Genomic DNA, 19794 nt, shown 5'->3' on the forward strand with positions numbered 1-19794 from the left:
AGGGCAGCTCATGCGCTACGAGATTCGCGTCGACGGACAGATGACCGAGACGCTGGTCAAGGCGTTCCCCGAGCTCGACCACGTGCTGATGGCCGGCCAGACCCTCCTTTACGGAACGGTCGTCGACGAGGCACACCTGTACGGGCTGCTGGCGCGCTGCCAGTCCCTGGGGCTGAGGGTCCTCGAAGTACGCCAGATGCCGTCGTGACCCGCAGGTTCGTCGTGACCCGCAGGTCCGTCCTGACCCGCAGGTCCGTCCTGACCCGCAGGTCCGTCGTGACCCGCAGGTCCGTCGTGACCCGCAGATCCGTCGTTCTCGTGCGGGCCGTTCACCCGCCCCGGGTGAGGCGGCCGCCCTCCCGCCCCGCGCAGGCTGAGAACCGCACCGTACGCACACCGTACGGAACGACCACCGGGTGCGGACCCGGAACGGAGGAGGACAGATGAGCGCGCAGACCTACCTCGCCTACGACTATCCGGCGCTGAGTGTCTTCTGGTCCATGCTGGTGTTCTTCCTGTGGATCATGTGGTTCGTCCTGCTCTTCCGGATCATCACCGACATCTTCCGGGACGACGGCCTGGGCGGCTGGGGCAAGGCCGGCTGGGTCGTGTTCGTCGTCGTCCTGCCCTTCCTGGGCGTCTTCGTGTACCTGATCGCCCGGGGAAAGAACATGGGCCGCCGGGAGATCGAACAGGCCCGTGCGCAAGCGCAGGCCGTCGACACCTACATCCGGCAGACGGCCCAGGCGGCCACGCCGCCCACCAGTGCCGACGAACTCGCGAAGCTGTCCGGGATGCGCGCCCGCGGCGACATCACCGACGACGAGTTCCGGCGGGCGAAGGAACTGGTCCTCACCGGCAGCGGGCCGTCCGCCTCGGCGCACTGAGCACATCGCACAGCACAGAAACGAGGTGGCACGATGACCGCCACACACAGCACACCCACGTCCACCCCCACGGCCAGGGAGCAATGGGCGAGCGGCCTGACCGCTTTCGGCGCGGTCATGCTCGTACTCGCCGGGACACTGAACGTCTTCCGCGGCATCATGGCGATCGCGAAGGACGACGTGTTCCTCGTGACCCGCAGCTATGTCTTCCGGTTCGATCTCACGGGCTGGGGCTGGGTCCATCTGATCCTGGGCGTCGTCGCGCTGCTCGTGGGCTTCGGCCTCTTCTCCGGCGCCCTGTGGGCACGCGTCTGCGGGGTGGCCATCGCCTCGCTGATCATCATCGCCAACTTCCTCTCCCTGCCGTACTACCCGGTGTGGTCGATCGTGCTGATCGCCTTCTCCGGATTCATCATCTGGGCCCTGTGCGTGGGCAGGAGCGGCGGCGCCGGCCTGTTCGACTGAGGGCCGTACGGCACTCGGCCCCGGCCCGGCGGCCCGGCCATGGGCGACGGGATGAGCGGTGAGGGCGATGATCGTGACGATGGTGTCGATGCCGGACGGGGTCACGACCAGGATCTCCGTGGCGGAGGCGCGGCAGCGGCTCGCCACGGACCCTTTCCTGCTCCTCGGGGTCGAGCTGCCGGAGGAGGACGGACCGGCGGGCGGAGCGGAGGAGAGCGGGCCGGCGGACGAACCGCCGGCCCGCCGGCTCGGGCTGGACACCGAGGAACTGGCCTGGTTCGGCAGGCGGGACCAGTCCGCGCGGGCCGAATTCCTGGGCGACATCGCCGGCTTCGTCGTGCCGGTGGCCCGGCACGGGCGGGTCGCCCATGTGCACGCCCTGGCCTCCGAGCGCTTCCTGGTGATCGCCCACCGGGGCCCGGCCGTCCTGACGGCGGACGTCATCGCGCACCTGCGACGGGAGAAGCCCCATGACGCCGTGGCCACCCTGTTCCTGCTGCTCCAGGAGGCGCTGGCGACGTTCCGCCGCGCCGCGGTGCGTGAGCTGCTCCAGGTGGAGGAGCTGGAGGACGCCATGTTCGAGGAGCGGAGGCCCGAGCAGATCTACCGTCTGTCCCAGCTGCGCCGCAGTGCCGCCCTTCTGCACCACTCGTTGCTGCCGTACCTGCAGGTGGTCGAAGAGATGGTCACGCGCAGGATGATGAGCCGCGACTTCCCGGTGGAACGGCAGCGGCTCGCCCAGGAGTTCCAGCGCGCGGCGCGACTGGTCCTCGCGGACATCGAGTCCCTCCAGGACGCCGCCCGCCGGACCTTCGCCAGCTACGGCTCCCTCGTCGCGGGCGAACAGAACGGCGTGATCAACCGGTTGACCATCGTGTCGGTGGTCTTCCTGCCGCTGTCGTTCCTGACCGGCTTCTTCGGTATGAACTTCGCCTTCCTCACCGGCGAGTTGGAGAGCAAGGACGTCTTCTGGCTGCTCGCCGTGGGACTTCAGGTGGTCGTCCTGCTCGTCGCCTTCTACGTGCTGCACCGCACGCGTGTCTGGCGGAGACTGCGGGACGGGGACCAGGAGACCGGACCGGAAGACGAGTGAGGGCACCGGGACCGGGCCGGAGTCGAGCCGTGTCAGGGGGCCGGGGGCGGCACCGCCGCGTCGAGCAGCGGTCCCAGTTCCCGTACGGCCGTGGTCAGGGGCGTTACGTCCTGTTCGGCGCGGGCCATCAGGATCGCGCCCTCCAGGGTGCTGATCATCAGCATGGACAGGGACTCGGCGCGGGCCGCGGGGACGCCCATGCCGGTCAGGGCCTCGGCGAGCGGGGTCCGCCAGGCCGTGAACGCGGAGGCCACGGCCGCTCGCGTCGAGCCGCCGACACCGGCGCACTCCGCGGTGGCCGCGGCGACCGGGCAGCCCGCGGCGAAGCCGTCCGCCGCGTACTCGTCGGTCCACTGCGCGACCATCGCAGCGAACAGACCGCTCGGCGTCGGCTCCTCAAGCCCCGCGAGGAAGCGCGCGATCCGCTTGCCGGCGTACCGTCCGGCCCAGTCGACCGCCTCGTTGACCAGCTGTTCCTTGCCGCCCGGGAAGTAGTGCTGGAGGGAGCCGCGGGGCGCGCCGGCGTGGGCGGCGACATCGCGCATCCCGGTCGCGGCGACCCCCTGGCGCCGGATGAGCTGGGCCGCGCTGAAGACCATCCGCTCCCGGGGACCCCGCTGCTCACTCATCCCTGCCTCCGTTCCTCACCGCCCCACCCTATGACCGGCGTCATAACGGCCGCTACTATGACAGCGGTCATAGTCGATTTCCGGAGGGAAGGACGGCCCCCGTGCACGTCGGTTTCATCGGTCTCGGAGTGATGGGCCGGCCCATGGCCCTGCGCCTGGCGTCCGCCGGCACTCCCCTGGTGGTCTGGAACCGGACCCCGGAGCGCGCCGCACCCCTGCGCGCTGCCGGCGCCGACGTCGCGGCGAGCGTCGACGAGGTGTTCTCGCGGGCGGACGTGGTGCTGCTGATGCTCGCCGACGAAGCCGCGATCGACAGCGTCCTCGGCCGCGGCACCCCCGCCCTCGCTGCCCGGGTCGCGGATCGCACCGTCGTCCACATGGGCACGACCTCCCCCGAGTACTCCGCCGCCCTGGAGACCGACATCCGCACGGCCGGCGGCCGCTACGTCGAGGCACCCGTCTCCGGGTCACGCGTCCCCGCGGAACAGGGTCAGCTGGTCGCCATGCTGGCCGGCGACGAGGACGCCGTGGCCGCCGTACGCCCCCTGCTCGCACCCCTGTGCCGGGAGACGTTCGAATGCGGCCCGGCACCGGGCGCGCTGCTGATGAAGCTCTCGGTCAACCTGTTCCTGATCACCCTGGTGACCGGGCTGACCGAGGCCTTCCACTTCGCCGAGCGGCAGGGCCTGGACCGACGGCTGTTCCTCGACGTCCTCGACGCGGGCCCCATGGCCAGCGGGGTCTCCCGGATGAAGGCACCCAAGCTGCGCGAGCGCGACTTCGCGGTACAGGCGGCCGCCCTGGACGTCCTGAAGAACAACCGCCTCATCGCCGACGCCGCCCGCAAGGCCCACCTGGCCTCACCCCTCCTCGACGCGTGCCACACCCTGTTCGAGGAGACCGTGGCCCAGGGGTACGGCGGCGAGGACATGGTCGCCGTACTGCGGGCGATCGAGGCGCGGACCGCCGGAGGGACGGCGTAGACCGTATGGGGCATGGGGAATGCGGTAGATCGCAGACAGTCGGCCGTCACCCCTTCTTCGGGATCCCGTAGACCCGCTCGACCCGCAGCCGTACCACCAGACGCCGGTCGCGGACCATCGCCGCCCGGTAGTCGTCCCAGTCGGGGTGTTCGCCGAGGACGTCCCGGTAGAGCCGGATCAGTTCCTCGACCGTGTCGTCGTGCGGGTCCTGGGCCACCGGGGTCAGTTCGGCCGTGCCCTCGGCGACCGTGTACGCCCAGCGGTCGGCGCTGGTCACGTGGTAGGAGGCGCGGGGGTCGCGGCGCAGGTTGCGGGTCTTGGCGCGGTCGTCGGTGACGGAGATCCGGATGATCCGCTCGTCGGGGTAGTAGGCGTGACTGACGTTGGACAGCTGGGGGCGGCCGTCCTTCTTGAGGGTGACCAGGGTGCCGCCGCGGCCTTCCGACAGCAGTTCGAGCAGTGCGCCCTGCGCGGTGTCGTGAGTCATAGCAGGGTCAACTCGCCGGAGCGGCCCCCGCATTCCCGCACACCAGACGTTGGTAGACAGCGTCTACTACCTACTGGTAGACAGTGTCTATGACTGAGTCGGACACGGGGTTGCGGGAGCTTCTGGTCGATGTGGGGGTGGAGCTGCTGGCCGCCGAGGGGCTGTCGGCGCTGACCCTGCGGGAGATCGCCCGGCGGGCCGGCGTCTCGCACGGGGCGCCGCGCCGCTACTTCCCCACCCATCTGGAGCTGCTGTCGGCCATCGCGCGCCGGGGCTTCGCCGATCTGGCCGAGCGGGTGGAGCGGATGCCCGGCCCGGGCGCCGGGGCGCGGGCGCGGGTGGCCGGGCTGGCGCGGACGTACCTGGAGTTCGCGCTGGACCGTCCCGGCATGTATGAGCTGATGTTCCGTCATGATCTGCTGGAAAGCGGTCATCTGGGGCTGCGGGAGGCGAGTCTGCCGCTGTTCGGTCTGCTGGCCGGGCTGGTCGGGCAGGTGCGGCCGGAGGCCGATGCCCGGCTGGTGGCGGGCGCGTTGTGGGCGAATCTGCACGGTATTGCGCAGTTGTGGCGCTGGCACAGTCTTCAACTGGCCGTCGAGAAAGAGGACTTCGAGTCGCTGCTCGATGCGGTGCTGGCCGCGCACCTGGGTGCGGAGGACGGCCGGTGAACCGGCGGTGGACGCTGGCGAGCAGTGTCGCGGGTGCGGTGGTCGTAGCCCTGGACGGTACGGTCCTCACGGTCGCCCAGCCGCGCCTGCAACGGGAGTTGGGGGCATCGTTCGCCGAGGTGCAGTGGACCAGTACGGCGTATCTGATCGCGGTGGCGAGCCTGCTGGTGTTCGCGGGAAGGCTCGGTGACCGGTTCGGGCACCGGCGGATGTTCGCGCTCGGCATGCTGGGGTTCGGGGCGGTGTCGGCGGGCGTCGGACTCGCGCCCGGGGTGGGGTGGGTGGTCGGACTGCGGGCGGTGCAGGGGGTGTTCGGGGCGCTGTTGCAGCCGGCCACGCTGGGCATGCTGCGGGCCGCGTTCCCGCCGGAGGCGCTGGCGAAGCCGCTGGCCGTGCGGACGGCGGCGATCGGACTGGCGGCGGCAGCGGGACCGGTGGTCGGCGGAGCTCTGGTGACGTCCCTGGGCTGGCGGGCGGCGTTCTTCCTGAACGTGCTGCCGGCGCTCACCTTCGGCCTGCCGGCCCTGCGGCGCCCGGAGCGGGCTGCGGCGGGGGCCCGGAGCGCGCTGGACGTACCGGGGGCGGTGCTGCTCGCGGGGACGCTGGCCTGCCTGGTCCATGCGCTGACCGCGCGGCCCGTCTCCTGGGCGGGGCTCGTCCTCGCCGGGGCCGGGGCGGCGGTCCTCGTCCGGCACGAGCGGCGTACGGCGTGCCCGCTGCTGCCGCCGGGCGTCGTCGGGTCGCGGGCGGTCGGGGCGGCGCTCGGTGTCCTGGTCGCGGTCTCGGCAGCCCTGTTCGGCACGCTCTTCACGGCTGTCTACGTCCTCCAACGCGGCCTGGGTCTCGACCCGTTGGCCGGCGCGCTGCGCGCCCTGCCGCTGGCGGTGCTGATGGTGGCGTCCGCCGCGCTGTGCCCGGTGCTGCTGCGCCGGCTCGGGGCGCGCGGTACGACGGCGGCGGCGACGGCGCTGCTCGCGCTCGGTGTCCTCGTGCTGTCGCAGGCCGCCTCGGCGCCGGTGTTCGGCGGTGGGTTCGCTCTGCTGGGCGCCGGGTTCGGGACGGTGATGGTGGCGGCCACCCATGTCGTGGTGACGCAGGCCGAGGCGGCGGCCGCCGGGGTCGCGGGCGGGCTGCAGCAGACCGCGCTCAACGTGGGCCCCGCCCTGGGCGTGGCCGCGGCGAGCACACTGCAGGGTGCCGGGACCGGGCCGGCGCTGCTCGTCCTGGCCGCCGTGGCAGCGCTCGGAGTGCCCCTGGCCTGCGCGCTGTCCGGGGCGGGCGGCGTCGCGTCGGTCACACACGGCGCCGAAGATCGGGTACGGAACGGGCTTCCTGCGCGACGATGAGCACCGGTGCGGACCGACCGGGCGGCCGGGCGGCATCGCGTACGAAGGCGACCGGAGGAGAGCGATGACACAGCTGCGACAGGAAGTCGGCCCGGACGAGGCGGGACTGGACGGCGAGGCGCTGGACCGGCTGGAGAAGCACTTCGCCCGTCACGTCGACGAGGGCCGGCTGCCCGGCTGGCTGCTGTCCGTGGCCCGTGGCGGCCGCGTCGCGCATCTCACCACGTACGGTCTGCGCGATGTCGCGGCCGGGCTGCCGGTCGGGCCGGACACGCTGTGGCGGATCTACTCGATGACCAAGCCGGTCACCGCCGTCGCTGTGCTGCTGCTGGTGGAGGAGGGCCGGCTGGGCCTCGACGACCCGCTGGAACGCCATCTGCCGGCGTTCGCCGGCCCCCGGGTGTACGACGGCGGTTCAGGCATCGAGGGCCCCGACAGCACAGAGGGCACCGAAGGCGTCGGCGTGCGCACCCGGCCCGCCGCCGGCCCGATCCTGATCCGCCACCTGCTCACCCACACCGCCGGGTTGACCTTCGGCTTCTACCATCACCATCCGGTCGACGCCCTGTACCGCGCATCGGGTCTGGAGTACTCGGTGCCGCCGGGCGCCGATCTGGCCGAGACGGTCGAGGTGTACGCGCGGATGCCGCTGCAGTTCGACCCGGGGACGCAGTGGAACTACTCGGTCGCCTCGAACGTGCTCGGCCGGGTGATCGAGGTGGTCTCCGGGCAGCCGCTGGACGCGTTCTTCTCGACGCGGATCCTCGGCCCGCTCGGCATGACCGACACGGGTTTCCACCTCGCGCCCGAACAGGCGCCCCGGCTGGCCGAGTTGTACCGGGAGACGGACGAGGGCGGGATCGCACCGGTGCCGGGGCTGCCGGTGCACGGCCGGCCGCGGTTCCTGTCCGGCAGCGGCGGGCTGGTCTCCTCGGCGTACGACTTCCACCGGTTCATGGAGATGCTGCGCCGGGGCGGCGAACTGGACGGTGTCCGGCTGCTGTCGGCGGTCAGCGTCGCGCTGATGACCGGCAACCGGCTGCCCGGTGGCGCCGTCCTGCGCGCCTTCGGTGCCCCCGTGCATCAGGAGCCCGGCAACGACGGCCTCGGCTTCGGCTTCAACGTCTCGGTGGTGGTCGACCCGTCCCGCACCCTGGCCCCGTCCAGCCTCGGTACGTACGGCTGGACGGGCGCGGCCACGACCGCGTTCTGGGTGGACCCGGCCCGTGAGCTGACGGTGCAGTTCATGACCCAGGTGCGCCCGAAGACGCTGAAGGTGTTCCCGGAGCTGCGGCGGCTGGTGCACGAGGCGGTCGTCTGCTGACCGCCCGGCCGGCCCGGCGCCCCGGGGCGGTCAGGAGCCGTGGGCGACGGCGTCCAGGTGCGGCAGGATGTGGTCGAGCCGTTCCCGCTTGGTGCGCAGATAGGTGATGTTGCTCTCGCACGGCTCGATCAGCAGCGGCACCTGCTCGGCGACCTGGATGCCGTGCCGGACGAGGGCTTCGCGCTTGCGCGGGTTGTTGGACATCAGCCGTACCGAGCGTACGCCGAGGTCGCGCAGGATCTCGGCGGCGACGCCGTAGTCACGGGCGTCGACCGGCAGGCCGAGGGCGAGGTTCGCCTCCACGGTGTCCAGGCCCTCCGCCTGCAGGGCCATCGCGCGCAGTTTGGCGAGCAGGCCGATGCCGCGGCCCTCGTGACCCCTCAAGTAGACGACGATGCCGCTGCCTTCGGCGACGACGGCGCGCAGTGCGGACGCCAGCTGGTCGCCGCACTCGCAGTGCCGGGAGCCGAACGCGTCGCCGGTCAGGCATTCGGAGTGCAGCCGGGTCAGCACGTTCTCGGTGCCGATCTCCCCGTATACGAGGGCCACTTGCTCGTCGCCGCGGTCGTGGTCCAGGTAGCCGACCGCCTGGAATTTGCCGTACACGGTGGGCAGCGGTGCGTTCACGACGCGTTCCGCGCCCGATCGCCGCGGGGACTTCGCGCCGAGAACGCCGATGGTGTCGCCGGTGTTGTCTGTCATGATCTGTTTCCTCAAGCGAGACGAAAGGCCGTGAATGATGAGTGGTTCGGGTGCGCGTGCGACGGCCTGTGAATCGGCGCACGGCGTGATGCCGACGGACACCACGGAAGACGTACGGGCGCGGGGGACGGGGGTTTCAGCACAGGTCGCCGTCCTTCCCGTCGGCAGTTTCGAACAGCACGGGCCCTTCCTTCCGCTGGCGACCGACACACTGGTCGCCTGTGCCGTGGCGCGTCGGATCGCCGCCGCCTACCCCGTGCATCTCCTTCCTCCGGTGACGGTCTCCTGCTCGCACGAGCACGCCGGCTGGCCGGGGACCGTCAGCATCTCCGCCGTGACCCTGCACGCGGTGGTCCGGGACATCGCGGCGTCGCTGCGGCGCGGTGGGGTGGACGCGCTCGTCGTGGTCAACGGGCACGGCGGCAACTACGTTCTGGGGAATGTCGTGCAGGAGGCGTCCGCGCGCGGTGAGCGGATGGCGCTGTTCCCGGCGGCCGAGGACTGGGAGGCGGCGCGCGAGCGGGCGGGGGTGCTGACCTCGCTGCTCACCGACATGCATGCCGGGGAAATCGAGACCTCGATTCTTCTGCACGCTCATCCCGAATTCGTCCGCCCTGGTTACGAGTCCGCCGATTTCGTCGCCGATGACCGTCGTCATCTGCTCACTGTGGGAATGTCCGCCTATACCGAATCGGGCGTCATCGGCCGTCCTTCCCTGGGGTCGGCGGAAAAGGGGAGGGAACTGCTGGCGAGCCTGGCGGAATCGTTCGCGGAGACGTTCGCGTTGCTCACGCCCGCCGAGGATTCCTCAGCGGCGGGGGAATAGCCGCGCAGCCCGCCGTACCAGCGGGCGACGAGGACGACGGCGCCGGGCAGGCTCGCCACGAAGCTGAGCACGCCGTACACCACGGCGACGGCGACGCCGCTGCTCGCGCCGAGCCCCGCGGCGCCGAACGCCCAGGCGGTGACGCCCTCGCGGGGGCCGAAACCGCCGACGTTCAGGGGCAGGCCCATGGCGACCAGGGCGAGAACCGCGAGCGGGATCAGTACGGCCACGGAGGCGGCGGATCCGGTGACCCGGGCCGCGACGACGAACATCGCCAGGTGCCCGGCCAGGATCACGGCGGAGGCCACCGCGACACCGGGGCCGGCCTGCCGGGACAGCAGCCCCTGCCGCGCCTCGCCGAGGCCGGTGCGCAGCGCGCCCCGGCGGCGGGTGGAGGCGCGGTTCATGCGGACGGCGAGGACGACGGCGAGGGCTCCTGTGACGGCCAGGGCGGCGAGCGGGGCGACATCGCGCGCCTCGTCCCGGACGGGCGAGGGCAGGACGAGCAGCGCCGCCGCGCCGAACACGGCCAGCGCGATCTGCCCGGCGACCCGCTCCAGCACCACCGCCTTCACGCCGCGCCGCAGGTCACCGGCGCTCTGCCCGTGCCGTACCGCCCGGTGCACATCGCCCAGGACGCCGCCGGGCAGCGCCGCGTTCAGGAACAGCGCGCGGTAGTAGTCGGCGACGGCGGGCCCGAACGGCAGCCGGATCCGCAGTGCCCGGGCCACCAACTGCCAGCGCCAGGCGCTGAGCACGGTGGTGACCACGCCGATGCCCAGCGCGGCCAGCACGGTCACGGCATCGATCCGCCGCAGTCCGTCGACCAGCGCACCGGTCCCCAGCCGCCACAGCAGCACGCCGAGGATGACCACACCGACGACGGTCCCGACGTGCGTGCGCAGGGTGCGGGGGCCGGGACGGCGGGGGGTGGGGGGCTGCGGTGAGGTGGGGGTGGGTGCGGGCTCGGACGGGGGTGTGACCGGTTCCGGCGGTACGGTGGCCGCCTCGACGGTCGTACGCCGGGCACCCGCGTCCACACCGTGCACGCGCACGCGGGCCGCCGTGCCGGTGGACGTCACGCGCCCTCGCAGGTCGGCTGCCGTCGTCCGGGCGGTCATGAGGTGCCGCCCGCCGGGCGGGGCAGGGCCAGCAGATCGCTGTGGTGGACCACCACGCGCAGTGCGCCGGCCGCGCAGGCGGCGAGCCGGTCGTGCAGATAGGGTTCGGCGCGCTCGCGCAGGTCGGGTCGCTGTTCCACGGCCGCGCCCACCCAGCCGCGCAGCCACTGCTCGGTCAGCGCGGCCTGATCAGGGCCGAGCCGCCATGGGCTCGGATGCACCCGTACGGACGCCCCGCGCGCGGCGAACGCCTCGCAGGCCACGGTGACCGCGTCCGGGCCGAGCAGGCCGGCGCGCCGCTGATGGGCGTTGAACGCCTCGGCGATCTCGGCGTCCAGCGGGTGGTCCGGGGTGAGTTCGACGCGGCCGGCGACGGACAGCGTGAGCAGCGCGGGACAGCCGGCGCCGGCACAGGCGTCGACGAGGGCGAAGACCTCGTCCCGGGTGAGGACGTCGAGCAGCGCGGAGGCGGTGACCAGGGAGGCGCCGCTCAGCGCGTCCGGGGTCAGCCGGGCCACGTCACCGCGCCGGGTCTCGACGCTGACGGGGCTGCCGTCGGCGGCGGAGCGCGGGGAGGCCACGGCGGCGAAGTGCAGCAGGTAGGGATCGCGGTCGTGGAGGACCCAGTGCTGGGCGCCGTCGAGGCGGGGGGCCAGCCAGCGGCCCATCGAGCCGGTGCCGCAGCCGAGGTCGTGCACGGCGAGTCCGCCCGCCCGGCCCGGCTGGTTCGCGAGCCGGATCCTGAGCGGGTCCAGCAGGTCCTGGGCGCGGGCGGCCGCGTCGGGCCCTTCCCGCAACTGGAGCCACTCGGGCGCGTACCGGGGCGGTTCTTCGGGGTCGCCTGCGCGCAGCCGTACGGTGGCCCGCTCGCCCGGCCGGCCCACGGGCCCGGCACCGGCGACGGCCGACAGCACCGAGTCGGCGGCGGCCGCCGCGGACCCCACGGGACCGGCGGCACTCTCGACCGTCCCCTCACCGCCGCCCACGCCCGCCGGCATCCTGTGCTCCCCGTTCCCCTTCCTCCGCACGGACTCCTCCTCGCCCTCGCTCCCCCGCACCGACTCGGCTTCGGCCGGCCCCGGTTGGGCCGGAATCGCGGCGGTGCCGCTCTTCATGGTGTCGGTCATGCCGCCCTCCTCGGGGCCTCGGGGAGGCGGCCGAGGACGGTGGCCAGGCTGCGGGCGGTGGTGGCCCAGCCGTCGAGTGCGGCGCGGCGGGCGCGGGCCGCGGCCTTGAGGCGGCGGCGTACGTCGGGCTCGCCGAACCAGCCGCGCAGCTCGGCGGCGAGCGCGCCGGGGTCCTCCGGCGGGACGAGGATGCCGGGCACCCCGCCGTCGGGGGCGCGGCCGACCGCCTCCGGCAGGCCGCCGACGTCGGTGGCGAGCACCGGGATGCCGCGGGCGAGGGCCTCGGTCACCGCCATGCCGTAGGTCTCCGCGTACGACGTGAGGACCATCAGGTCGGCGGCGGCATAGGTGGCGTCCAGGGCGGCGCCGGAGCGCGGGCCGGTCAGGTGGAGCCGGTCGGTGAGGCCGTGGCAGGCGATCAGGGCGCGCAGCCGTGTCACGTACTCGGGGTCGTGGCCGAGCCCGCCGACGCACTCGCAGGTCCACGGCAGGTCCCGTACCGCGGCGAGCGCCGCGACGAGCCGGTGCTGGCCCTTGCGCGGGGTCACCGAGGCCACGCACAGCAGCCGGGAGACGCCGTCGGTGCCGGGTGCGAGGGGGGCGATGTCGGCGCCGGGGGCGGCGACGTGCACCCGTTCGGGGGCGAGGCCGTGGTGGGAGACGAGCCGGCGCACCGCCCAGTCGCTGGTGGCGACGACGGCGGGCACGGCGCGCAGCACGGCCCGTTCGCGGGCGTCGAGGTCGGCGGCGGTCTCGGGGGCGAGGCCGGTCTCGTCGCCGAGCGGCAGGTGGACGAGGACGGCCAGGCGCAGGCGGTCGGCGTGCGGGGTGACGAGCTCCGGGACGCCGCAGGCGACGAGCCCGTCCATGAGGACCACCGCGTCGTCCGGCAGCTCCCGCAGGGTGCGGGCGAGTTCCTCGCGGGCGGCCCGGTCGGGGTGCGGCCAGGTGCCGGGCGCGGCGTGGGGGACGACCTGCCAGCCGAAGCCGGGCAGGTCGAGGCAGACCCGGCGGTCGTAGGCGTTGCCGCCGCTGGGCGCGGCCGGGTCGTCGACGCCGCCCGGCAGGACGAAGTGCACGGTGCGCAGGGACATGGGGATGATTCCGGCGGGCTGCTGGGTGGCGGGGGGCTGCGCGGGCACGTACGGGAGCCGCGCCCTGTCCAGGGTCACTTCGGTCAGCTCGGTCACTTCGGTCAGCTCGGTCACAGGGCACGCTCGTAACTCGCCCAGGCGATGTGCGACTCGTGCAGGGTGACCGTTATTCCGGCGAGGCCCTTGGCGCCTTCGCCGAGGGCGCCCTTGTGGACGCGGTCGGCGAGCCGGTCGGCGATGACCTTGGCGAGGAACTCGGTGGAGGTGTTGACGCCGGCGAAGTCGGGTTCGTCGTCGAGGTTGCGGTAGTTCAGCTCGGCGGTGATCAGGCGCAGTTCCTGGGTGGCGAGGCCGATGTCGACCACGATGTTGTCCTGGTCCAGCTCTGCGCGGCGGAAGGTGGCGTCCACGAGGAACGTGGCGCCGTGCAGTCGCTGCGCGGGCCCGAACACCTCGCCGCGGAAGCTGTGGGCGATCATGATGTGATCGCGGACGGTGATGCTGAACAACGAACGACCCTCCAGGTACGGCGCGTCTGGTCCCCCGGACGGTGCCGGCCGGGGAGGACGTGTCCCCCCGGACCGTGCCTGCCCGGGGATGACGTGTAGTACGGCTCTTCGCTTCCCCGTGTTCAGCCCTCTCTCACTCTTTTCTCAGGTCAGACCCGCCTCCGGGTACCGGATCCGGTGGCACAGGGCCGGGATCTCGCCGGCGGCGAGCTGCGGCATGACGTCGGGGAGTTGCTCGAACGGGCTCTCGCCGGTGATGAGCGCGTCCAGGGCCGGGTCGGCGAGCAGGTCGAGGGCGAGCGCCATCCGATCGGCGTAACCGCGGCCGGGGCGGGCGGCCGGGGAGACGGTGCCGACCTGGCTGCTGCGCACGGTGAGCCGGCGGGAGTGGAAAGCCTCGCCGAGCGGCAGGGCCACGCGCCGGTCGCCGTACCAGCTCAGTTCCACGACGGTGCCCTCGGGGGCGAGGAGCTGAAGCGCGCGGGTGAGGCCGGCCTCGGTGGCGCTGGCGTGGACGACGAGGTCGCAGTCGCCGAGGGCGGCGTCGGGTGTCGCGAAGTCCACGCCGAGGGCCTCGGCTGTCTTGGCGCGGGCGGGGTCGGCGTCGACGAGCTGGAGGCGGACGCCGGGGAAGCGGGCGAGCAGGGCGGCCACCGAGCAGCCGACCATGCCGCCGCCGACGACCGCGATCCGGTCGCCGACCAGCGGAGACGCGTCCCAGAGGGCGTTCACGGCGGTCTCCACGGTCCCGGCGAGCACGGCCCGCGCGGCGGGCACCGACTCGGGTACGACGGTCACGGCGTTCACCGGAACGACGTAACGGCTCTGGTGCGGATACAGGCAGAAAACCGTCCGCCCGGTCAGTGCGGCCGGGCCCTCCTCCACGACGCCGACACTGAGGTAGCCGTACTTCACCGGGCCCGGGAAGTCACCCTCCTGGAACGGGGCGCGCATCACGGCGTGTTGGCTTGCCGGCACCTGGCCGCGGAACACGAGGGTCTCGGTGCCACGGCTCACCGCGGAGTACAGGGCGCGCACCACGATCTCGCCGTCGGCCGGATCCGCGAGGGTGACGTCACGCAGTTCTCCGTGGCCGGGCGAGCGCAGCCAGAACGCGCGGGCCGAGCGGTTCATCGGCATCCTCCTGAACAGTAGGCAAGTTGTTCACGTACCGAGAAGTGCACAGGCCGCGCACAGTACGCGGCGTTGATCGACTCTGTCACTGGCCGGAGGGTGTGCGGTGGCCCTGAACAACACGTATGACGCGAGGCTCCAGCAGGAGACCGCTGTGGGAGCGGGCGTGCAGCTTCTGCTGCTGGCCCTGCTCGGTACGGCGATCGGCATGGGGCCGGCCGGCTGGCTGACGGGGCTGGCCTTCGCGTTCGCCACCTGGGCGGTGCTGGCCCGCGCGCTGCACCGCTCCCGACTGCGTTCCTTCGGTCCCGCGAACCGGGTGACGCTCGGCCGGGCGACCCTGGTGGGCGGGGTGACCGCGCTGGTCGCGGACTCCTTCGAGAGCGCGCCGCCGGTGACGCTGCTGGTCGGCCTGACCGCGATAGCCCTGCTCCTGGACGGCGTGGACGGCAAGGTGGCCCGCCGTACGGGAACGTCGACGGCACTGGGGGCACGCTTCGACATGGAGGTCGACGCGTTCCTGATCCTGGTGCTGAGTGTGTACGTCGCGACGCAGCTGGGCCCGTGGGTGCTGCTGATAGGCGGCATGCGGTACGCGTTCGTCGCCGCCGCCCGGCTCGCCCCCTGGCTGAACGCCCCGCTGCCCCCGTCGTTCGCCCGCAAGACGGTGGCCGCGGTGCAGGGCGTCGCGCTCCTCCTGGCGGGCGCCGAACTGCTGCCCCGCCCGGCGAACCTGGCGATCGTCCTGCTGGCCCTGGGCTCGCTGCTGTGGTCCTTCGGCCGGGATGTGCGGTGGCTGTGGCGTACGTCGCGGATGCCGGCGGAGATACCGGCCGAGCAGCAGATGCGGGAGCTGGAGCTGGCGGCGCGCTGAGCGGGCGGCAGGCCGAGAGTGAAGGGCCCGGACCGGGGTGCCGGTCCGGGCCCTTCATGTCATGCGTGGTTACGACCGTGCGCCCCGGCTCCGTACGAGCGCGAAGGCGGCCGCCGCGAGGCCGAGGACGCCGGCGACCAGGCCGGCGATGCCGAGCCCGCGGGCCGTGGAGTCGCTGGAGTCGGCCGCCTGGGTGGTGGTGGCGGTGCTCTTGGCGGGGGCGGGTGCTGCCGTGGGGTCACCGGCGGTCAGCTTGAGCACCGGGGCGGGGTTCTCCGGTTCGGCGCCGCCGGTGGGCTCCTCGATCCAGCGGGCGACCTTGCCGTCGGAGTACGTCTGGAGGGTCTTGAAGACCAACTGGCCGGTGTCGTCGGGGAGCTGGCCGAAGGCGACGGTGAAGTCCTCGTACTGTCCGGCGCCGATCCTGCCGCCCGTGAAGGTGATCTCGGAGGCGGCCTCCGTGATGGTGCCGTCGTCGGTCTTGACCGGGGTCTTCAGCTTGGCCGTGGTGACCTTGGCGGTCCAGCCGTCCTGCGGGTGGACCAGGACGCCGAGGACGGGGTGGTCGGTGGGCAGGAAGACCTGCACCTTGGTGGTGGACGCGCTGTCCTCCTCGTTGGGGACGCGGAAGGTCAGGACGCCGTCGGTGGCGCCCTTGGCGTAGCTCTCGGGGTGGACGGTGACGTGCGCGGAGGCGGCACCGGCGGCCAGCAGGACGATGGCGGCGGCGCCTGCGGTGACGGCCGCGGCGCGGCGCAGGGTCGGGTGGGTCACGGTCATGGGTGAGTCGGTCTCCGTACGGTGACGTGGTGACAAGGGTCAGTGCGAGTACGGGACCGGGGGCGGGGGTCCGCGCCGGGTGACCGCGTGCCGCAGCGGGGTCGGGCGCGGCGGTGCGGGGCCGGCCGGGACGCGCGGGGCCTGCGGGGCGGGGCAGGGCAGCGGGGCGCCGCGCCACCAGGCGGCGAGGCCGGGCACGAGGGCGGCGGTACGGCGCAGCAGCGACCACAGAGCGGCCTCGCCCCGCCGCAGCCACCAGGAGGCGGCCAGCGCGGCGAGGAGGTGGGCGGCGGTGGCGTGCAGGGTGCCGTGCGGCGGGGCCGTGGCCTGCATGTGCATCGCGGCCATGGCGGGGGCCGGAGTGCGGTGGGCGGCATCGAAGACGACATGGAGTCCGGCCTGGGTGAGCAGCATGGCGGTGCCGATGCCGGCGAGCGACCGCTCGCGTCCGCCGAGCACCCAGCCGAGCGCGAACACACCGAGGAACCCGGCCGCGTCGGCCCACAGCGGCGGCATGTCCCCCATGGCGAGCCCGTGCCCGGCGGCAGCGAGCAGCACGCACACCGCGGCGAACACCGCGGCGCGCAGACCTCTCACCGCGGGGGACGCGCTCATGGTGAGGGAGTCTCCCACGGTGGGGTGATACGCGGGGCAGGGACGGCCTGTTCAGGCCGGGATGCTGTGCCGGGGGCGCCGGGGTGGTGGCACGCCTGCCGAGGTCACCGCCGGCGCCCCGGCACGGCCGTACGGCGGCCGGGGCGAGGACGTCCAGGAAGGTGCGTTCGGCGTAGGGCTGGTGCTCGACGAGGAGGTGGCCCCACGCGGAGGACGGCGGCCGGGTGCCGAGGCCTGGGAAGCCGAGGGAGGCGAGGGCGAGTGCGGTGCCGGGCGGGCGGAGCGGGGCGTGGCGGACGACGGAGGCACGGCGACGGGCAGGAGTTCGTGGCGCAGCAGGTACCAGGGCAGGGGCCGGCGCCGAGGGCGCGGGCGGCGGCGAGGTGCGAGGCGGCGCGTTCCTGCCCGGCCGGGCGCGTGCCGCGCACGCCATCAGTGGGGGGACGAGGTGCGGGTCAGCTCGCACCCCTCCGGGCCCGGACCCACCCCGCCGGCCCGTCCGCAGGAGGCCGAGTCGGGCTGCGGTCTCCTCGTCGAGCACCAGCCCTGCGCCTGCCGAGCAGCACCAGGCCCGTCTTGAGGCAATGACATGCGTCCCCCACCGGACTCGGACCTCGCCCACACCGGATCGCTCCCGGTCGGGGCCCCGCGGCGCACGGCGACGCACGGGCGTGCGGGGGCCGCTCTGTGAACGGCGCGGGGCCGCAGCACGGGCCGGGTGGTGGCTCGTGCTGCGGCCCGCCCCTTCTCGGGAGGGACCCGGATGTCCGCTACCGGACCGGAGCGCTCATCGCTTGCGGTGCCGATGCCGGTCGCGGTGCGAGGGCGTACCCGGCGGGCCGGGCCGTGAAGGTGCCGCGGCCCTGGGTGCGGCTGCGCAACCGCGTGGCGTAGCCGAACAGTTCGGCCAGCGGCACGGTCGCGGTCAGCACGGCTGCGCCGCCGCGGGTCCGGGAGCCGCCGACCCGGCCGCGCCGGGCCGCCAGGTCGCCGAGGACCGTGCCGACGGCGTCCTCCGGCACGGTGACCGTGACCTCGGCGACCGGTTCCAGCAGGGCGGTCGCGCAGGCGCGCAGGGCCGCGCGCAGCCCGAGCCGGCCGGCGGTGCGGAAGGCCGTGTCGGAGGAGTCCTTCACATGGGTGGAGCCGTCGGTGAGCGTGACCCGCAGCCCGGTCACCGGGTGCCCGTCCAGCGGGCCCTCGGCGAGCGCGTCCCGGCATCCGGCCTCGACCGCGCGCACGTACTCCTGCGGTACGCGGCCGCCGACCACGGCGGAACGGAACGCGAAGCCGGTGGCGCCGGCTTCGGGCCCGAGCGGCTCGACGTCCAGTACGACGTGGGCGAACTGCCCCGCCCCGCCGTCCTGTTTGACGTGCCGGAAGACGAACCCGGTCACCCCCTCGACGACCGTCTCGCGGTAGGCGACCCGCGGCCGGCCCACGGTGACCTCCGGTCCTCCGTCCCGGCGGACCTTCTCCACCGCGACCTCCAGATGGAGTTCGCCCATCCCGGACAGCACGGTCTGCCCGGTCTCGGTGTCGGTGCGCACCGTCAGCGAGGGGTCCTCCTCGGCCAGCCGGGCCAGCGCCGTCGCCAGCCGTCCGGTGTCCGTGGCGCGCCGGGCCTCGACGGCGACGGACACCACGGGCTCGGCGGCCACGGGCGGTTCGAGGAGCAGCGGGGCGCCGGGGTCGCACAGCGTGGAGCCGGCCCGCGCCGACTTCACACCCGCGAGCGCCACGATGTCCCCGGCCACGGCCCGGTCGAGCTGGACGTGCCGGTCCGCCATGACCCGCAGGATGCGCGCCACCCGCTCGGTACGGCCGCTGCCCTGCTCGCGCACGACGTCTCCTTTCTCCAGCGTGCCCGAGTAGACACGGACGTGGGCGAGCCGTCCGGTGCCGCTCGCCTGCACCTTGAACACCAGCCCCGCGAACGGGACTTGGGGGTCGGCGGCCCGCTCCTGCTCGCCGCCCTCGTGTGCGCCGCGTACGGCGGGGACGTCGAGCGGGGAGGGCAGACAGGCGACGACCGCGTCCAGCAACGGCTCGATCCCCCGGTTGCGGTAGGCGGATCCGGCGAGGACGACCACGCCGTCCCCGCTGCGGGTGAGGTCGCGCAGGGCGGCGGCGAGCGTGGCGGGCGTGAGCGAGTCACGCTCGCAGAACTCCTCCAGCGCGCCCGGATGCAGCCCGGCCACGGTCTCCTCCAGCACCCGCCGCCGGCGTGCCGCCTCCGCGCCGAGCGGCTCGGGCACGGGCCCCTCCACGGCCGTACCCGAAGCGTCGTGCCAGGTCAGCGCGCGCATCCGCACCAGGTCGACGACGCCGGTGAAGGTGTCCTCGGCGCCGATCGGCAGCTGCACGACCAGCGGCGCCGGGTGCAGCCGGTCCCGGATCGAGGCGACGGCCCGGTCGAGGTCGGCGCCCGCGCGGTCCAGCTTGTTGACGAACGCGATGCGCGGGACGCCGTACCGGTCGGCCTGCCGCCACACCGACTCGCTCTGCGGCTCGACCCCGGCGACGGCGTCGAACACGGCGATCGCGCCGTCCAGGACGCGCAGCGAGCGCTCGACCTCGTCGGCGAAGTCGACGTGGCCGGGGGTGTCGATGAGGTTGATGCGGTGACCGTCCCAGGCGCAGCTGACGGCGGCGGCGAAGATGGTGATGCCGCGGTCGCGTTCCTGCGGGTCGAAGTCGGTGACGGTGGTGCCGTCGTGCACCTCGCCCCGCTTGTGGGTGGTGCCCGTCGCGTACAGGATCCGCTCGGTGACGGTGGTCTTGCCCGCGTCGACGTGGGCGAGGATGCCGAGGTTGCGGACGGCGGCGAGGCTGGTGGTGTTCGTGCGCACGGCCCAGGGCCTTTCTGGGGATCGGATCGACCGAAGAAAAGGGCAGCGCGATTCACCCGTGCGAGCCGCCGCGTGCAGGACTCAGGAACAGGTCAGCAGGGCGTGACGGGTGTCCGGTGCCGGCCGCGCAGCGGGCACCGGCCGGACGGAGACACGAGGATCACCTCGTACCGGGAACGGGGAGCGAGAACAGCACTGCGCGCACGCATGGCCGGGCTCCCCTCGATGTCGGACGACAGGCACCGCCGTACGGTCGTGGCGGTGCTCGGTACGCGATG

20 protein-coding genes and 1 pseudogene are annotated in these 19794 nt (G+C 73.5%); 10 read left to right on the forward strand and 11 right to left on the reverse strand.

Features of this window, described 5'->3' with window-relative positions; translation table 11 throughout:
- Positions 1-10: 10 nt before the first annotated feature.
- The 4 genes from O1G22_RS07460 to O1G22_RS07475 all read left to right on the forward strand — a co-directional run bounded on the left by O1G22_RS07460 (position 11) and on the right by O1G22_RS07475 (position 2445).
- A complete protein-coding gene (locus O1G22_RS07460) occupies positions 11-208 on the forward strand; it encodes a hypothetical protein (RefSeq protein ID WP_270080584.1) in 198 nt (65 codons plus the stop codon).
- Between the two features lie 235 nt (positions 209-443).
- Positions 444-887 (forward strand): SHOCT domain-containing protein, encoded by a 444-nt coding sequence (locus O1G22_RS07465; protein WP_270080585.1) that lies wholly within the window; start codon positions 444-446, stop codon positions 885-887.
- Positions 888-920: 33 nt separating this feature from the next.
- Positions 921-1352: a DUF7144 family membrane protein gene (locus O1G22_RS07470; RefSeq protein WP_270080586.1), complete on the forward strand. Its 432-nt coding sequence runs from the start codon at positions 921-923 to the stop codon at positions 1350-1352.
- A gap of 67 nt (positions 1353-1419) precedes the next feature.
- Entirely contained in the window at positions 1420-2445 is a 1026-nt protein-coding gene (locus tag O1G22_RS07475) for a magnesium transporter CorA family protein (RefSeq protein WP_270080587.1), read from the forward strand.
- Positions 2446-2477: 32 nt separating this feature from the next.
- On the opposite strand, the gene O1G22_RS07480 is transcribed toward O1G22_RS07475, so the two are convergent.
- The gene (locus O1G22_RS07480; RefSeq protein WP_270080588.1) at positions 2478-3074 is read right to left on the reverse strand and encodes a TetR/AcrR family transcriptional regulator; all 597 of its coding nucleotides are present in this window, start codon (positions 3072-3074) and stop codon (positions 2478-2480) included.
- A 2-nt stretch (positions 3075-3076) separates the two neighbouring features.
- Here O1G22_RS07480 and O1G22_RS07485 point away from each other — a divergent pair, with 2 nt between their 5' ends.
- Positions 3077-4057 carry an NAD(P)-dependent oxidoreductase gene (locus tag O1G22_RS07485; protein WP_270086359.1) on the forward strand — a complete coding sequence of 327 codons (981 nt, stop codon included), beginning with the start codon at positions 3077-3079 and terminating at the stop codon, positions 4055-4057.
- Between the two features lie 46 nt (positions 4058-4103).
- On the opposite strand, the gene O1G22_RS07490 is transcribed toward O1G22_RS07485, so the two are convergent.
- Positions 4104-4544: a PPOX class F420-dependent oxidoreductase gene (locus O1G22_RS07490; protein WP_270080589.1), complete on the reverse strand. Its 441-nt coding sequence runs from the start codon at positions 4542-4544 to the stop codon at positions 4104-4106.
- 89 nt (positions 4545-4633) lie between these two features.
- Between O1G22_RS07490 and O1G22_RS07495 the strand changes: the two genes are divergently transcribed.
- From O1G22_RS07495 to O1G22_RS07505, 3 genes are all read left to right on the forward strand, one after another.
- A complete protein-coding gene (locus O1G22_RS07495; protein ID WP_270080590.1) occupies positions 4634-5212 on the forward strand; it encodes a TetR/AcrR family transcriptional regulator in 579 nt (192 codons plus the stop codon).
- Positions 5209-6558 carry an MFS transporter gene (locus O1G22_RS07500; protein ID WP_270080591.1) on the forward strand — a complete coding sequence of 450 codons (1350 nt, stop codon included), beginning with the start codon at positions 5209-5211 and terminating at the stop codon, positions 6556-6558. The genes O1G22_RS07495 and O1G22_RS07500 overlap by 4 nt, the downstream gene beginning before the upstream one ends.
- 64 nt (positions 6559-6622) lie before the next feature.
- On the forward strand, positions 6623-7882 hold the full coding sequence (locus O1G22_RS07505) for a serine hydrolase domain-containing protein (protein WP_270080592.1): 1260 nt from the start codon (positions 6623-6625) through the stop codon (positions 7880-7882).
- Positions 7883-7912: 30 nt separating this feature from the next.
- On the opposite strand, the gene ribA is transcribed toward O1G22_RS07505, so the two are convergent.
- Positions 7913-8584, reverse strand: a complete 672-nt coding sequence (gene ribA, locus O1G22_RS07510; protein ID WP_270080593.1) for a GTP cyclohydrolase II — start codon at positions 8582-8584, stop codon at positions 7913-7915.
- 37 nt (positions 8585-8621) lie between these two features.
- Between ribA and O1G22_RS07515 the strand changes: the two genes are divergently transcribed.
- Positions 8622-9410, forward strand: a complete 789-nt coding sequence (locus tag O1G22_RS07515) for a creatininase family protein (protein WP_333492478.1) — start codon at positions 8622-8624, stop codon at positions 9408-9410.
- A gap of 101 nt (positions 9411-9511) precedes the next feature.
- Here O1G22_RS07515 and O1G22_RS07520 read toward each other — a convergent pair.
- The 5 genes and pseudogenes from O1G22_RS07520 to O1G22_RS07540 form a co-directional block, all read right to left on the reverse strand.
- Positions 9512-10531, reverse strand: a pseudogene (locus tag O1G22_RS07520) (lysylphosphatidylglycerol synthase transmembrane domain-containing protein); the annotation flags it as partial.
- Positions 10528-11658 carry a class I SAM-dependent methyltransferase gene (locus O1G22_RS07525; RefSeq protein ID WP_270080595.1) on the reverse strand — a complete coding sequence of 377 codons (1131 nt, stop codon included), beginning with the start codon at positions 11656-11658 and terminating at the stop codon, positions 10528-10530. The pseudogene O1G22_RS07520 and the gene O1G22_RS07525, both read right to left, overlap by 4 nt.
- Positions 11655-12839 carry a glycosyltransferase family 4 protein gene (locus O1G22_RS07530; protein WP_270086360.1) on the reverse strand — a complete coding sequence of 395 codons (1185 nt, stop codon included), beginning with the start codon at positions 12837-12839 and terminating at the stop codon, positions 11655-11657. The genes O1G22_RS07525 and O1G22_RS07530 overlap by 4 nt, the downstream gene beginning before the upstream one ends.
- Before the next feature lie 23 nt (positions 12840-12862).
- Positions 12863-13261 carry a 6-pyruvoyl trahydropterin synthase family protein gene (locus O1G22_RS07535; protein ID WP_270080596.1) on the reverse strand — a complete coding sequence of 133 codons (399 nt, stop codon included), beginning with the start codon at positions 13259-13261 and terminating at the stop codon, positions 12863-12865.
- 144 nt (positions 13262-13405) lie between these two features.
- Complete coding sequence (locus tag O1G22_RS07540; RefSeq protein WP_270080597.1) at positions 13406-14395, reverse strand: zinc-dependent alcohol dehydrogenase; 990 nt, start codon at positions 14393-14395, stop codon at positions 13406-13408.
- Positions 14396-14501: 106 nt separating this feature from the next.
- Between O1G22_RS07540 and O1G22_RS07545 the strand changes: the two genes are divergently transcribed.
- Positions 14502-15269: a CDP-alcohol phosphatidyltransferase family protein gene (locus O1G22_RS07545; protein WP_270080598.1), complete on the forward strand. Its 768-nt coding sequence runs from the start codon at positions 14502-14504 to the stop codon at positions 15267-15269.
- 69 nt (positions 15270-15338) lie between these two features.
- Here the strand turns inward: O1G22_RS07545 and O1G22_RS07550 are convergent, their stop codons facing one another.
- The 3 genes from O1G22_RS07550 to fusA all read right to left on the reverse strand — a co-directional run bounded on the left by O1G22_RS07550 (position 15339) and on the right by fusA (position 19516).
- A complete protein-coding gene (locus O1G22_RS07550) occupies positions 15339-16049 on the reverse strand; it encodes a YcnI family copper-binding membrane protein (protein ID WP_270080599.1) in 711 nt (236 codons plus the stop codon).
- 39 nt (positions 16050-16088) lie between these two features.
- Positions 16089-16664: a hypothetical protein gene (locus O1G22_RS07555; protein WP_270080600.1), complete on the reverse strand. Its 576-nt coding sequence runs from the start codon at positions 16662-16664 to the stop codon at positions 16089-16091.
- A gap of 770 nt (positions 16665-17434) precedes the next feature.
- Positions 17435-19516 (reverse strand): elongation factor G, encoded by a 2082-nt coding sequence (gene fusA / locus O1G22_RS07565; protein WP_270080601.1) that lies wholly within the window; start codon positions 19514-19516, stop codon positions 17435-17437.
- Positions 19517-19794 lie beyond the last annotated feature (278 nt).

Source organism: Streptomyces camelliae (assembly GCF_027625935.1).
In the GTDB taxonomy this organism is placed as follows: Bacteria; Actinomycetota; Actinomycetes; order Streptomycetales; family Streptomycetaceae; genus Streptomyces; species Streptomyces camelliae.